At 34.2% G+C, this 14,513-nt stretch carries 14 protein-coding genes; all 14 read left to right on the top strand.

Features of this window, described 5'->3' with window-relative positions; translation table 11 throughout:
* Nucleotides 1-90 precede the first annotated feature (90 nt).
* Nucleotides 91-639 carry an NADH-quinone oxidoreductase subunit B gene (locus tag OIU83_RS10235; RefSeq protein WP_264206159.1) on the top strand — a complete coding sequence of 183 codons (549 nt, stop codon included), beginning with the start codon at nt 91-93 and terminating at the stop codon, nt 637-639.
* A gap of 4 nt (nt 640-643) precedes the next feature.
* Nucleotides 644-1,165: an NADH-quinone oxidoreductase subunit C gene (locus OIU83_RS10230; RefSeq protein WP_264206158.1), complete on the top strand. Its 522-nt coding sequence runs from the start codon at nt 644-646 to the stop codon at nt 1,163-1,165.
* Nucleotides 1,166-1,197: 32 nt separating this feature from the next.
* Nucleotides 1,198-2,436 (top strand): NADH-quinone oxidoreductase subunit D, encoded by a 1,239-nt coding sequence (locus OIU83_RS10225; RefSeq protein ID WP_264206157.1) that lies wholly within the window; start codon nt 1,198-1,200, stop codon nt 2,434-2,436.
* A 140-nt stretch (nt 2,437-2,576) separates the two neighbouring features.
* Nucleotides 2,577-3,107 (top strand): complex I 24 kDa subunit family protein, encoded by a 531-nt coding sequence (locus OIU83_RS10220; RefSeq protein ID WP_264206156.1) that lies wholly within the window; start codon nt 2,577-2,579, stop codon nt 3,105-3,107.
* A 1-nt stretch (nt 3,108) separates the two neighbouring features.
* Nucleotides 3,109-4,479 (top strand): NADH-quinone oxidoreductase subunit NuoF, encoded by a 1,371-nt coding sequence (gene nuoF / locus OIU83_RS10215; RefSeq protein ID WP_264206155.1) that lies wholly within the window; start codon nt 3,109-3,111, stop codon nt 4,477-4,479.
* Nucleotides 4,480-4,556: 77 nt separating this feature from the next.
* Entirely contained in the window at nt 4,557-5,588 is a 1,032-nt protein-coding gene (locus tag OIU83_RS10210; RefSeq protein ID WP_264206154.1) for a 2Fe-2S iron-sulfur cluster-binding protein, read from the top strand.
* A 2-nt stretch (nt 5,589-5,590) separates the two neighbouring features.
* The gene (gene nuoH, locus OIU83_RS10205; RefSeq protein ID WP_264206153.1) at nt 5,591-6,643 is read left to right on the top strand and encodes an NADH-quinone oxidoreductase subunit NuoH; all 1,053 of its coding nucleotides are present in this window, start codon (nt 5,591-5,593) and stop codon (nt 6,641-6,643) included.
* A gap of 171 nt (nt 6,644-6,814) precedes the next feature.
* A complete protein-coding gene (locus OIU83_RS10200) occupies nt 6,815-7,360 on the top strand; it encodes a NuoI/complex I 23 kDa subunit family protein (protein WP_264206152.1) in 546 nt (181 codons plus the stop codon).
* Nucleotides 7,360-7,899, top strand: a complete 540-nt coding sequence (locus OIU83_RS10195) for an NADH-quinone oxidoreductase subunit J family protein (protein ID WP_039117044.1) — start codon at nt 7,360-7,362, stop codon at nt 7,897-7,899. Before OIU83_RS10200 ends, OIU83_RS10195 begins: the two co-directional genes overlap by 1 nt.
* Nucleotides 7,899-8,219 carry an NADH-quinone oxidoreductase subunit NuoK gene (gene nuoK, locus OIU83_RS10190; protein ID WP_264206151.1) on the top strand — a complete coding sequence of 107 codons (321 nt, stop codon included), beginning with the start codon at nt 7,899-7,901 and terminating at the stop codon, nt 8,217-8,219. The genes OIU83_RS10195 and nuoK overlap by 1 nt, the downstream gene beginning before the upstream one ends.
* A gap of 6 nt (nt 8,220-8,225) precedes the next feature.
* Nucleotides 8,226-10,109: an NADH-quinone oxidoreductase subunit L gene (nuoL, locus tag OIU83_RS10185; protein ID WP_264206150.1), complete on the top strand. Its 1,884-nt coding sequence runs from the start codon at nt 8,226-8,228 to the stop codon at nt 10,107-10,109.
* Between the two features lie 10 nt (nt 10,110-10,119).
* Nucleotides 10,120-11,559: a complex I subunit 4 family protein gene (locus tag OIU83_RS10180; RefSeq protein ID WP_264206149.1), complete on the top strand. Its 1,440-nt coding sequence runs from the start codon at nt 10,120-10,122 to the stop codon at nt 11,557-11,559.
* A gap of 144 nt (nt 11,560-11,703) precedes the next feature.
* Nucleotides 11,704-13,074: an NADH-quinone oxidoreductase subunit N gene (locus OIU83_RS10175; RefSeq protein WP_264206148.1), complete on the top strand. Its 1,371-nt coding sequence runs from the start codon at nt 11,704-11,706 to the stop codon at nt 13,072-13,074.
* Nucleotides 13,075-13,717: 643 nt separating this feature from the next.
* Nucleotides 13,718-14,494 (top strand): Bax inhibitor-1/YccA family protein, encoded by a 777-nt coding sequence (locus OIU83_RS10170; protein ID WP_264206147.1) that lies wholly within the window; start codon nt 13,718-13,720, stop codon nt 14,492-14,494.
* Nucleotides 14,495-14,513: the final 19 nt, after the last annotated feature.

Genomic DNA, 14,513 nt, shown 5'->3' with positions numbered 1-14,513 from the left:
TCAAAATATAATACTGATTTTATAAAATATTGATTTCGGCCTTCTAGATTCTCAAAATCTAAAACCCTAAATCTAAAATCTAAAATAAAAATGAGCGATTCAAATATAAATATGGTTGCCCCGCCAGAAGGAGTTACAGGAGAAGGTTTCTTCGCTACCAAACTTAACGATGTTGTAGGTTTAGCAAGAGCCAATTCATTATGGCCTTTACCATTTGCGACTTCATGTTGTGGTATTGAATTCATGGCTACAATGGCTTCACATTACGATTTAGCACGATTTGGTTCTGAGCGTGTGAGTTTTTCTCCTCGTCAAGCGGATATGCTAATGGTGATGGGAACTATTTCTAAAAAAATGGGCCCTATTTTACGTCAGGTTTACGAACAAATGGCAGAACCTCGTTGGGTTATTGCCGTAGGTGCTTGCGCATCATCCGGAGGTATTTTTGATACTTACTCTGTTCTTCAGGGAATAGACAAAGTAATCCCTGTAGATGTTTATGTTCCGGGTTGCCCGCCAAGACCAGAACAAATTCTTGATGGTGTAATGAAATTACAAGAATTAGTAAAAAGCGAGTCTGTAAGAAGACGTAGCTCTCCTGAGTACCAAGAATTATTGGCTTCATATAACATTCAATAACATAATGGCATTAGAGACAATAGAAATTCAAGATAAGTTAATTGAAACATTTGGAGAAAATGTTTTCAATTTCAATCAGGAAAAAGACATTTTTTCATTAGAAGTTGCTTCCGATAAAATAACGGCTGTAATTCTTTTTTTGAAAAATGACCCGATATTACGTTTTCACTTTTTAACTGATTTATGTGGTATTCACTACCCAGACAATGAAGTTGATCGTCAATTTGCAATAGTATATCATTTGCATAACTGGTATGAGAACAAAAGAATAAAAATAAAAGCTTTTATCAATGGTGAAAAACCTGAAATAAAAACCATATCTAATATTTTCTTAAGTTCAAACTGGATGGAAAGAGAAACGTATGATTTTTATGGAGTAAATTTCATCGGACACCCACAACTAAAGCGTATCTTGAACATGGACGAAATGATTTCATTCCCTATGCGTAAAGAATTTCCTTTGGAAGACAGCGGAAGAACAGATAAAGACGACAGGTTCTTTGGAAGAACAACAACAAATTGCTAAGACAAAATCATATAATTTTTCACATTAAATAAATGTCAGAACTATTATTACCACCAGAGCATCGCTATGCTAAAATAATCGAACAGAAACTAAACGACGAAGGAAGTGAACTTTCTGTTCTAAATTTAGGACCAACACACCCAGCTACACACGGTATATTCCAGAATGTACTGTTAATGGATGGTGAAAGAATTCTCGAGGCCGAGCCAACTATTGGTTACATCCACAGAGCATTCGAAAAAATTGCCGAAAATCGTCCTTTTTACCAAATCACTCCTCTTACAGACCGAATGAACTATTGCTCCTCTCCTATCAACAATATGGGATGGTGGATGACTCTAGAAAAACTTTTGGATATTGAAGTACCTAAACGTGCTCAATACTTAAGAGTTATTGTAATGGAATTGGCTAGAATTACCGATCATATCATCTGTAACTCGATCCTTGGAGTGGATACAGGTGCTTACACTGGTTTCCTTTATGTTTTTCAATTTAGAGAAAAGATATACGAAATCTACGAAGAAATTTGTGGAGCTCGTTTGACTACAAATATGGGAAGAATCGGTGGTTTTGAAAGAGATTGGTCTGAGGCCGCTTTCAAAAAATTAGATATCTTCTTAGAAGAATTTCCTATTGCATGGAAAGAATTCGAAAACTTATTCGAAAGAAACAGAATTTTCATTGACAGAACTGTAAATGTTGGACCAATATCTGCCGAACAAGCAATGGCTTACGGTTTTACAGGGCCAAACTTACGTGCTGCCGGAGTTGATTATGATGTACGTGTTGCACAACCATACTCCTCTTACGAAGATTTTGATTTTATTGTTCCTGTTGGGAAATCTGGTGATACTTACGATCGTTTTTGTGTTCGTAACGCCGAAGTTTGGGAAAGTTTAAGCATCATTCGTCAAGCATTAGCAAAAATGCCGGAAGGAAATGTTTTCCATGCAGAAGTTCCAGACTACTATCTTCCTCCAAAAGAAGATGTTTACACTAATATGGAATCCCTAATATATCACTTTAAGATCGTGATGGGAGAAGTTCCTGTACCAGTTGCCGAAATATACCATCCTGTTGAAGGTGGAAATGGTGAATTAGGATTTTACCTTGTAACCGACGGAAGCAGAACTCCATACAGATTACATTTTAGAAGACCTTGTTTTATATATTACCAAGCTTATCCTGAAATGATTAAAGGAGCTATGTTATCTGATGCGATTGTAATATTATCAAGTTTAAATGTTATCGCTGGAGAATTAGACGCATAAAAAGATTGTAGAGTTTAGATTTCTGATTTTAGATTACGAAATCAAAACAAATAATAACGATTGCAGAATGTAGGTTAATGTAGATTATAGATTGCAGATTTAAAAATCTAAAATCTAAAGTCAGAAATCTAAAATTAAGAATGGAAAGAACACATTACAAACAAGAAATAAATATGACTGAAGCGTTGATGAATCGCATCAATGAACTAATCAGTCATTATCCTGAAGACAAAAGAAAATCGGCTTTATTGCCTGTTTTACATGAAGTACAAGATGCCCACGACAATTGGTTGAGCATCGAGTTACAGGATAAAGTTGCCGAAATTTTACATATAAAACCAATTGAGGTTTACGAAGTGGTTACTTTTTATACCATGTACAACCAAAAACCAATTGGTAAATACATGTTTGAATTTTGCCAAACTTCTTGTTGTTGTTTAAATGGTGCCGAAAATTTAATGGATTATACCGCTGATAAATTAGGCATCAAAATGGGAGAAACAACTCCAGACGGTATGTTTAGCATTGCTGGTGTAGAATGTTTAGGTGCTTGTGGATATGCTCCAATGATGCAGTTAGGTGATTTCTACAAAGAAAAACTTACCGAAGACAAAATTGATCAGTTAATCGCTGATTGTAGAGATGATAAAATAATATTACACGATAAATAATATGTCACAGAAAATATTATTAGATAAAATCAATATTCCTGGTATTAAAACCTACGAAGTATACCGCAAGAATGGTGGTTATGCATCTGTAGAAAAAGCAATAAAAACGCTTACACCAGACGAAGTTGTTGAAGAAGTAAAAAAATCAGGTCTTCGTGGTCGTGGTGGTGCAGGTTTCCCAGCGGGTATGAAATGGAGTTTTATTGATAAAAAATCAGGAAAACCAAGACATTTAGTTTGCAACGCCGACGAATCTGAGCCAGGTACTTTCAAGGATCGTTACTTGATGGAATTCATTCCTCACTTATTGATCGAAGGAATGATTACTTCAAGCTTTGCTTTGGGTGCTAACTTATCATATATCTACATTCGTGGAGAATATATGTGGGTTTATAAAATATTAGAAAGAGCCATTGCCGAAGCTAAAGCTGCCGGTTTTTTGGGGAAAAACATATTAGGATCAGGGTATGATTTAGAATTATACGTTCACTGTGGAGCTGGTGCTTATATCTGTGGAGAAGAAACTGCACTTATAGAATCATTGGAAGGAAAAAGAGGAAATCCGCGTATCAAACCGCCATTCCCTGCTGTTTCTGGTCTTTGGGCCAATCCTACCGTGGTAAACAACGTTGAGACTATTGCAACCGTGCCTTGGATTATCAATAATTCTGGTGATGATTATGCCAAAATTGGTATTGGTCGTTCTACTGGAACTAAATTAATCTCGGCTTCGGGACACGTTAAAAACCCTGGAGTTTACGAAATAGAATTAGGTTTAAGTGTTGATGAATTCATGAATTCTGATGAGTACTTAGGCGGAATGTCTTCGAGCAGACCTTTAAAAGCGTTTGTTCCCGGAGGTTCTTCTGTGCCAATTTTACCAGCCGAATTGATTTTTAAAACTGCAAATGGTGAAGATCGTTTAATGTCTTACGAATCTTTAAGTGATGGTGGTTTTGCTACTGGATCTATGCTAGGTTCTGGAGGATTTATAGTTTATAATGACACTGCTTGTATCGTAAGAAACACTTGGAATTTTGCACGTTTTTACCACCATGAATCTTGTGGACAATGTACTCCTTGTCGTGAAGGTACAGGATGGTTGGAAAAAATATTGTGGAGAATCGAAAACGGTCAAGGTCGCGAAGAGGATATCGAATTATTGTGGAGCATTCAAAGTAAAATTGAAGGAAACACGATTTGCCCGCTTGGAGATGCAGCATCTTGGCCTGTAGCAGCAGCTATTCGTCATTTTAGAGATGAATTTGAATATCACGTTCGTTTCCCAGAAAAAATAAAAAACAGAGAGCATTTTGTTGCTGAGCCATTTTCACAAGTGAAACATTTGGTTGGCGGAAAAGTAATCGTATAAATAGTATAAAGTTTTTTTAGTTTAAAGTTCAACAACTTGAAACTTTAAACCTTAAACTAAAACAACAAAATAAAGAGATGAAAGTAACCATAGACGGTCAAAGTATAGACGTAGAGCCAGGAACAACAATCCTACAGGCTGCACGTATGATTGGTGGGGATTTAGTTCCGCCAGCCATGTGCTATTACTCAAAATTAAAAGGTAGCGGAGGAAAATGCCGTTGTTGTTTAGTTGAAGTATCGAAAGGAAGTGAAGCTGATCCAAGACCAATGCCAAAATTGATGGCATCTTGTGTAACAGGATGTATGGATGGTATGGAAGTAAACAGCAAATCTTCTGATAGAGTAACTGAAGCACGTAAATCTGTAACAGAATTTTTATTGATTAACCACCCTTTGGATTGCCCTATTTGTGATCAGGCTGGTGAGTGCGATTTACAGAACTTAAGTTTCGAACACGGAAATCCGAAATCACGTTTTATCGAGGAAAAAAGAACTTTTGAACCAGAAGATATAGGTCCACATATTCAATTGCACATGAACCGTTGTATCTTATGCCAGAGATGTGTACAAGTCGCGGATCAATTGACAGATGATAGAGTTCATGGGGTATTAGACCGTGGTGACCATGCTAACATCTCTACTTACATCTCTAAAGCTATAGACAATGAGTTCTCTGGAAATATGATCGATGTATGTCCTGTTGGAGCGTTAACTGATAAGACTTTCCGTTTTAAATCGAGAGTTTGGTTTAACAAACCTTACAATGCACACAGAGAATGTACAACTCCAGGATGTTGTGGAAAAACAACTGTTTGGATGTTTGGAGGCGAAATACAACGCGTTACAGGTCGTAAAGATGAGTACCATGAAGTAGAAGAGTTTATTTGTAACAGTTGTCGTTTTGACCACAAAAACGTAGCAGATTGGACTATTGAAGGGCCAAGAGAATTTGAAAAAGATTCGGTTATCAATCAAAATAACTACACTCGTAAATTAGAGAAAGTAGAAATCGCTACTGAAAAAACTATTCTTATGGGTAGAGATGAAGACCGTAAAAAGATTAGTATGGCTGAGATTCCATTAAACAATAACGACAAAAACTCTTAGAAATGGATAGTACATTTATAATAGAAAAAAGTGTTGTAATCGTTGTGGTTTTTGCCGTAACTATGATTATGGCGATGTATTCTACTTGGGCAGAACGTAAAGTTGCAGCATACTTGCAAGATCGTGTTGGACCAAACCGTGCTGGTTGGGGTGGATTATTGCAACCTCTTGCAGATGGTATGAAGTTATTCTCAAAAGAGGAATTCTTCCCAAATACTCCTAATAAATTTTTATTCGTAGTAGGACCGGCAATTGCCATGAGTACTGCTTTAATGACAAGTGCTGTAATTCCTTGGGGAGACAAATTACACTTATTTGGCAGAGACATTTTACTACAAGCTACAGACATTAACATTGGACTATTGTATTTCTTCGGGGTTGTTTCTGTTGGAGTATATGGTATCATGATTGGTGGATGGGCATCTAACAATAAATTCTCATTGATGGGAGCGGTTCGTGCTGCTTCGCAAATGGTTTCTTATGAAATCGCAATGGGATTATCGATGATTGCTTTATTAATGATGACCGGAAGCTTAAGCTTAAGAGAAATCTCTTTGCAACAAGCAGGAATGAACTGGAACGTATTTTACCAACCTTTATCTTTCTTAATTTTCCTTATTTGTGCTTTTGCTGAAACAAACAGAACTCCGTTTGACTTAGCAGAATGTGAAACAGAATTAGTAGGTGGATATCACACGGAATATTCTTCGATGAAAATGGGATTTTATTTATTTGCTGAATATGCAAATATGTTTATATCGGCTACTATCATCTCTGTATTGTTCTTTGGAGGATATAACTATCCTGGAATGCAATGGATGGTGGAGAATGTTGGAGTAAATCCGGCAAACGTTTTAGGAATGGCTGTATTATTTGCCAAAATATGCTTTTTCATATTTTTCTATATGTGGGTTCGTTGGACTATTCCAAGATTCAGATATGACCAATTGATGCATTTAGGATGGAAGATATTAATTCCGCTTTCTATCATCAATATTATGATTACAGGTATTGTGATGTTAAGAAATGAAATTGGAGTCTTTTTAGGCTTCTAACACACAAAATACCTAGCCCTGATAGAAGTGGAAATCCTTTATTGTTTTCCTTTAAAACAATAAAGATTGTAACGTCCCGAGGCTTCGGGAGCAGGATTAGCTTCGAATAAAATAAAAGAAATAAATTTTTGAATTTGGTTTTGGAATCAAAATCGCAAATGATAAATTAAAATGTCGATAGAAACTATATCATTATCGGGTAGAAAAAAGGTAGTCTCAAATAAAGAGATGTCTTTTCTTGAACGATTGTATCTTGTAGCGATTGTTAAAGGATTGTACATTACAATCAAACACTTGTTCAAGCGTAAAGCTACCATTCATTATCCAGAACAAGTACGTGAGCGAAGCGATGTTTATCGTGGACAACACATGCTAAAACGGGATGAGCAAGGTCGTGAAAACTGTACTGCTTGTGGATTATGTGCTTTATCATGTCCTGCAGAAGCTATTACGATGAAAGCTGAAGAACGTAAAGCAAATGAGAAACATTTGTACAGAGAAGAAAAATATGCTTCGATATATGAGATTAATATGTTGCGTTGTATTTTTTGTGGATTGTGTGAAGAGGCTTGTCCGAAAGATGCAATTTACCTGACTACGTCAAAAGTATTGGTTCCTTCTAGTTATGAAAGAGAAGATTTTATTTTTGGAAAAGATAAATTAGTGATGCCATTGGATATGGCTATGAAAAACGCACAACTTAAAAACGCTAATTAATGATACATATACCTGATTTTGCAAATGCAAATGCAATACAAATTACTTTTTGTATATTAGCTTTCATAACAGTGATAACTGCTTTCTTAACGATTTTTAGTCGTAACCCAATTCATAGTGCTATTTATTTAGTGATTTGCTTTTTTTCGATTGCCGGTCATTATTTACTATTAAATGCTCAGTTTCTAGCGATTGTACACGTTATCGTATATTCGGGAGCCATAATGATTTTGTTTTTATTTACCATTATGTTGATGAACCTGAACGAAAAACACGAAGTACATAAACCCCGAATTACTCGTTTGGGTGCTATTGTTTCCTTTTGCTTGATTTGTATCGTTTTGATTGCGATATTTATTAACTCAAAACCAATTGTTGGAGAATACGATTCGACTGGAGAAGATTTCCAATCGATAAAAGTATTAGGTAAAATATTACTGAACGAATATATGGTTCCGTTTGAATTTGCTTCTATTTTACTTTTGGTTGCCATGATTGGAACAGTGTTATTGTCTAAAAAAGAAAAACTGAAAAAATAATGAATAATATTTTAAATCAAATAGGTATTGAAAACTACATATTTTTAAGTGTAGTCCTTTTTTGCATAGGCATATTTGGTGTTTTATACAGACGTAATGCGATTATCGTTTTTATGTCTATCGAAATCATGCTTAATGCAGTAAACTTATTATTTGTTGCTTTTTCCACTTATCACCAAGATGCACAGGGACAAGTATTCGTATTTTTCTCGATGGCAGTTGCAGCGGCGGAAGTAGCTGTTGGATTGGCGATTTTAGTATCGATATTTAGAAATATACATTCAATTAGTATCGATAATTTAAAAAATTTAAAAGGATAAATGGCAATGGATACCAATTTAGCTTTAGTTTTAGTATTAGCTCCTTTTTTAGGATTTTTAATCAATGTTTTCTTTGGAAAAAGTTTAGGAAAGACAGTTTCCGGAGCTATAGGAACTCTTTCTGTAGTTATTTCGTTTGCTGTAACTATTTATTTTTTCCTTCAAATAAATCAGACTCAACAACCTATCAGCATTTCTTTATTTGACTGGATTCAGATAAGTAATTTCAAAGTTGATTTAGGTTTCTTATTAGATCAACTATCATTGCTTTGGTTACTTTTTGTAACTGGTATTGGTTCTTTGATTCACTTATACTCTATCAGCTACATGCATGATGATGAAAAAATGCACCAGTTTTTTGCTTACTTAAACTTGTTTGTGTTTTTCATGATTACACTTGTTGTGGGAAGTAACTTATTAGTATTATTCATTGGTTGGGAAGGTGTAGGACTTTGTTCTTACTTACTAATCGGTTTCTGGTATAAAAACCAAGACTATAATGATGCGGCTAAAAAAGCTTTTATCATGAACAGAATTGGAGATTTAGGATTATTGGTTGGTATTTTTATCATCGGTTCTATGTTCTCTACTTTGGATTATGCAACTTTAAAAACTGCAATCGCAGGCGCTACAGATTTAAATATCTATGCTCTTTCTGCAGCAGCTTTTTGTTTGTTTATTGGTGCTTGTGGTAAATCGGCTCAAATTCCGTTATACACATGGTTGCCTGATGCAATGGCTGGACCAACTCCAGTATCTGCATTAATCCACGCTGCAACGATGGTAACTGCTGGTATCTTTATGATCACCAGATTAAACTTTATATTTGATTTAACTCCAGATGTACAAAGCTTAATTGCTATTATTGGTGCAATAACGTCTCTAGTTGCTGCTACAATTGGTTTGGTTCAAAATGATATTAAAAAAGTATTGGCTTACTCTACTGTTTCGCAATTAGGATTAATGTTCTTAGCATTGGGATTAGGTGCTTATGAAGTAGCTGTTTTTCACGTAATAACTCACGCTTTCTTTAAAGCTTGTTTATTCTTGGGTTCAGGTTCTGTAATTCACGCTTTACACGGCGAACAAGACATGCGTAAAATGGGTGGATTGCGCAAAGCAATGCCAGTTACGTTTATCACAATGCTTGTTTCTTCATTAGCAATATCAGGAGTTCCATTATTTTCTGGATTCTTCTCGAAAGACGAGATTTTATTAACTGCATTTGAGCATAACATTCCACTTTATGTTGTTGCTTCGATTGCATCTATCATGACTGCTTTTTATATGTTTAGATTAATGTTCTTAACTTTCTTTAAAGATTTTAGAGGAACAGAACATCAAAAAAGTCATTTACATGAGAGTCCGGCTTTAATCACGTTCCCGTTAATTATTTTAGCAATCTTAGCTACTTTTGGCGGATTGATAAGCTTACCTGGAAATAGCTGGTTGAATTCTTATCTAGCGCCACTTTTTACGAAAGTAGCTGGCGAAGCACATCATTTAGGAACTACTGAATATACTTTAATGGGTGTTGCAGTTCTTGGAGGTTTAGTTGGAATTTTTATTGCCTACATAAAATACATTAAACAAAATAATGTTCCTGGTGAAGATGAATCTATAACAGGAGTTACAAAAGTGTTATACAACAAATATTATGTTGATGAGGCTTATGATTATTTATTTGTGCGCTCTATTAATGGATTGTCAAAATTCTTTAGAGATTATGTTGAAACAAGTTTATCAGCACTTGTATTCGGATTAGGAAAAGTAACCAATGAGATAAGTTATCAAGGTAGAAAATTACAAAACGGAAGTATCGGATTATATTTATTTGCTTTTGTTTTGGGTTTATGTGCCATTGTTTCTTATATATTTTTAGCTCAATAATTTAATAACTATGAACGTTTCTCTTATATTAATTATACTTTTAATTGGTGCATTTGTCACTTATTTTGTTGGTGATAAACTAGCTTCAAAAGTAGCTTTGTTCTTTAGTTTGGCCGCTTTAGGTTGTTCGATTGTATTATTAAATCATTATAATCTTGGCGAAAACATCAGTTTAATAAACCAATGGATTATTCAGCCTAAAATTTCATTTGCATTAAATGCAGATGGATTAGCAATTGCAATGTTGCTATTAACAACTGCTTTAACGCCAATAATCATATTCTCTTCTTTTGGTAATTCATATCCAAATGCAAAAGGATTTTATGCATTAATCTTATTCATGGCATTTGCAATGGTAGGGACTTTCCTTGCAGCAGATGGTTTGTTATATTATATTTTCTGGGAATTATCATTAATCCCTATTTATTTCATTGCCTTAATTTGGGGTAATGGTGATACTGAAGAACGCAGAAAAGCAGTAGTTAAATTCTTTATCTACACTCTTGCTGGTTCATTATTCATGCTTGTAGCATTTGTTTACTTATACCAAAAAGCTGGCAGTTTCTTATTGACGGATTTATATGAAGTAGATTTATCCGAAACAGAACAAATTTGGATATTCCTGGCATTCTTCTTAGCATACGCTATTAAAATTCCTCTTATTCCTTTCCATACATGGCAAGCAAATGTATACCAAAAAGCACCTACTGTAGGAACAATGCTTTTATCTGGTATCATGCTTAAAATGGGATTATACAGCATCATTCGTTGGCAATTGCCAATTGCTCCATTTGCAGCAAAAGAATTCATGACTATATTTATCGGGTTAGGTATTGCTGGGGTAATTTATGGTTCTATTGTTGCATTAAGACAAAAAGACTTAAAAAAATTACTTGCTTATTCTTCATTGGCTCACGTTGGGTTGATTGCAGCAGGAACTTATACATTAACCGCTGACGGTTTAAGTGGATCGGTTTTACAAATGATTGCTCACGGTTTTGTTGTAGTAGGTTTATTCCTTGCTGCCGAAATTATCTTTAGAAGATACGAAACAAGAGTTATTGCCGAAATGGGTGGAATTCGCGCTCAATCGCCAAAATTCACTTCGATGTTCTTGATTTTGGTATTGGCATCGGTTGCTTTACCATCAACTTTTAACTTTGTTGGTGAGTTCACAGTATTATACAGCCTTTCCCAAATAAATATTTGGTTTGCCGTTTTAGGTGGAACTACTATTATTCTTGGTGCTTACTATATGCTTAAAATGTTCCAACACGTAATGTTAGGAGAAACAAATACTAAGCCTTTTGCTGATGTATCTATCTCCGAAGGAATTTCGCTTGTAGCAATTATAGCTGTATTATTCTTTTTTGGATTATATCCAAAACCAATTACAGATTTAATATCACCAAGTTTGGAAGTGATTTTAAAAGTTGTAAATAGAAATTAAGATTTAGAATGAAGGTTAACAATTTTGATTTCGGATTTATTTGAGGTTAAAAAAGTTAAGCTGCTAAAGGATAAAAATATAATTTTAAATAAAAATAAATTAGGGCATCATTAGTTTTAGATTTCCTAGATCAAAAAAACAAAAATGAATACATTAATAGCTATAATAGGATTGGGTATTTTCTGCCTACTGTTTGAAATTCTTAATTTAAGAAAAGCCATCATTCCAGTAACTATACTTGGTTTACTAGGTGTTTTGGCACTAAACTATTCAGAGTTTGGTTCAACTGAAAGTTACTACAATAACATGATTGCGGTGAGTAAATACTCTACAGCATTTTCATCTTTGTTTATTGTTTTAACTATTTTCTTAGTGGCTTTGAGTTACAATTTCTACGAAGATCATCAAACTAAGATTTCTGATTATGTAGCTATCAAAATATTCTTATTGGCTGGAGCTGTAGCAATGGTATCTTTTGGAAACTTAGCTATGTTCTTTTTAGGAATTGAAGTTTTATCTATTGCATTATACGTTTTGGCGGCAAGCGACAGAATGAACATTAAAAGTAATGAAGCTGGAATGAAATACTTCTTAATGGGTTCATTTGCATCGGGAATTATCTTATTCGGTATTTGTTTAATTTACGGAGCAATGGGAAGTTTTGATGTTGTGGAAATTAGCGATTTATCTCAATCTGCCGAATTACCTGTTTGGTTTCCAATAGGAATCGTTTTATTAACAGTTGGTATGTTGTTTAAAGTTGCTGCTGTTCCTTTCCATTTTTGGGCTCCGGATGTATATGAAGGTTCTCCTGCTTTAACAACTGCTTTAATGAGTACTTTGGCAAAAGTTGTTGCTATTGCAACTTTGTACAAACTTATAACAATTATGAATGTAGAACTTTCTGAAAGCTACGTGATCGTAATTGTGATTGTTTCTATGCTGTCTATGACTGTTGGTAATATCATGGCATTACGCCAGGTTAATGTAAAACGTATGCTTGCCTATTCTGGTATTTCGCATGCAGGTTTTATGTTAATGACATTATTGACTTTAGCTACATCTGCAGGAACATTATTATACTACGCTACTGCATACGCATTAGCCGGTATTGCTGCTTTTAGCGTGATACTATATGTTTGTAAAAATCAAGATAACGAAGACATAACCAATTTTCATGGTTTAGGAAAAACAAATCCTTTATTGGCAGCAATCCTTACAGCTTCACTTTTATCTATGGCGGGGATTCCAATTTTTGCAGGGTTCTTTGCTAAGTTATTTTTATTCAATCAAGTAATACAAGCCGGATACCTTGCATTAGTAATTGTTGCAGTAATTAACTCTATCATAAGTGTTGGTTATTATTTCAAATTAATATTAGCAATGTATACTAAAGAACCTAATGAAACTCGTACTGGAAGACCATTCCTTATTTATGCTGTTGCAGTAGTTTCTATTACATTGAATATTGTTATTGGTTTATTCCCTTCTTTGTTGTTGGATCTTCTAAACTAGAAACACAAAATATAAAAATACAGCCATCAAGTTTTAAACTTGGTGGCTTTTTTATTTAAAGTATTTAAGAAATATAAGTTTTAGCTATTTTCCCTAAATGAACTTATACGACTTACATGCTTAGCTTTTCATTTTTATAGTTTTTGTTAATAGTATAGATTTTTTGTGGCTATATAAAATGAATTGATAATAAATCTGGCTTTAGCCAAAATAGAAAGGGGGTTTGGCTAAAGCCAATACTAGTCTTATCTTTATTCCTCCAGCTAAAGCAGAAGGCAATACAAGATAAAATGTACTCAGCAAATTCTCTCGCAAGCAAAGTTTGCATCTAATCACTTGGACGCTTTGTAACTTCGCGTGACATATATTCAGTATAACATCAAATAGGCTTCTTAATGTAACAACATTATGATTTGATTGGAATCAATTGAAAATTAAAAGCATCTTTTTAAAATCTTAATAATCTTCCGAACTCTTATATTTTACAACTTTATACAATTGCATTTTATACCGAATATCTAACAGATTTTGAAAACCTCTTAGCATAAAAAAGGCATAATCGAATTGTTAAAATAATTATAGAGATTAAGGCAAATATGAAAATATAGGTTATATTTGGTACGTTTTAAAATCAAATTATATTATGGCTTTCAATTCAAACAATCCGTTTTTAAGTAGCAAACGTTTTTCTCCAACATCAGTTGCAGAAAAAAGCAACAAAGTTCATCAGGCTCAAATCATCGATTATGGTCAGGATATGACTTTGTCTGGTACAATCAATAAAAGTATCATTCTATTTTTATTGCTTACTGCTACAGCAATGATCACTTGGTGGATGGCATTTAACGGAATCAATCCTATGCTTCCTACAATTGGTGGTGCAATCGTTGGATTAATATTAGTTGTAATCGCAGCATTTAAACCGCAACTTTCTCCATACTTAGCTCCGGGTTATGCCTTGTTCGAAGGATTATTTATTGGTGGAATATCTGCAATTTTTGAAGCAATGTATCCTGGAATCGTGATTCAGGCTGTTGGTGCTACATTTGTAACATTTATGGTTTGCCTTGGTTTATATAAATATAAAATCGTAAAAGTAACAGAGCAGTTTAAATCGGTTGTTATGGCAGCTACATTAGCAATTGCTACTTACTACTTAATCTCTTGGTTATTCTCGATGTTTACAAGCTTTACACCTGTGCATTATGGCAATTCATTAATGAGTATTGGTATTAGTGTTTTTGTAATCGTTATTGCTGCTTTAAATCTATTTTTGGATTTTGACCGAATCGAAAAAGGGGTTCAGGAAAAAATGCCTAAATTCATGGAATGGTACGGTGCAATGGGATTAATGATTACTCTTGTTTGGTTGTATATCGAATTCCTTAGATTGTTATCTAAATTAAATAGCAGAAACTAATCATTTCTAGCACTTATAA

Source organism: Flavobacterium shii, assembly GCF_025847235.1.
GTDB classification, from domain to species: domain Bacteria; phylum Bacteroidota; class Bacteroidia; order Flavobacteriales; family Flavobacteriaceae; genus Flavobacterium; species Flavobacterium shii.
This window is presented reverse-complemented; position numbering and strand designations above follow the sequence as displayed.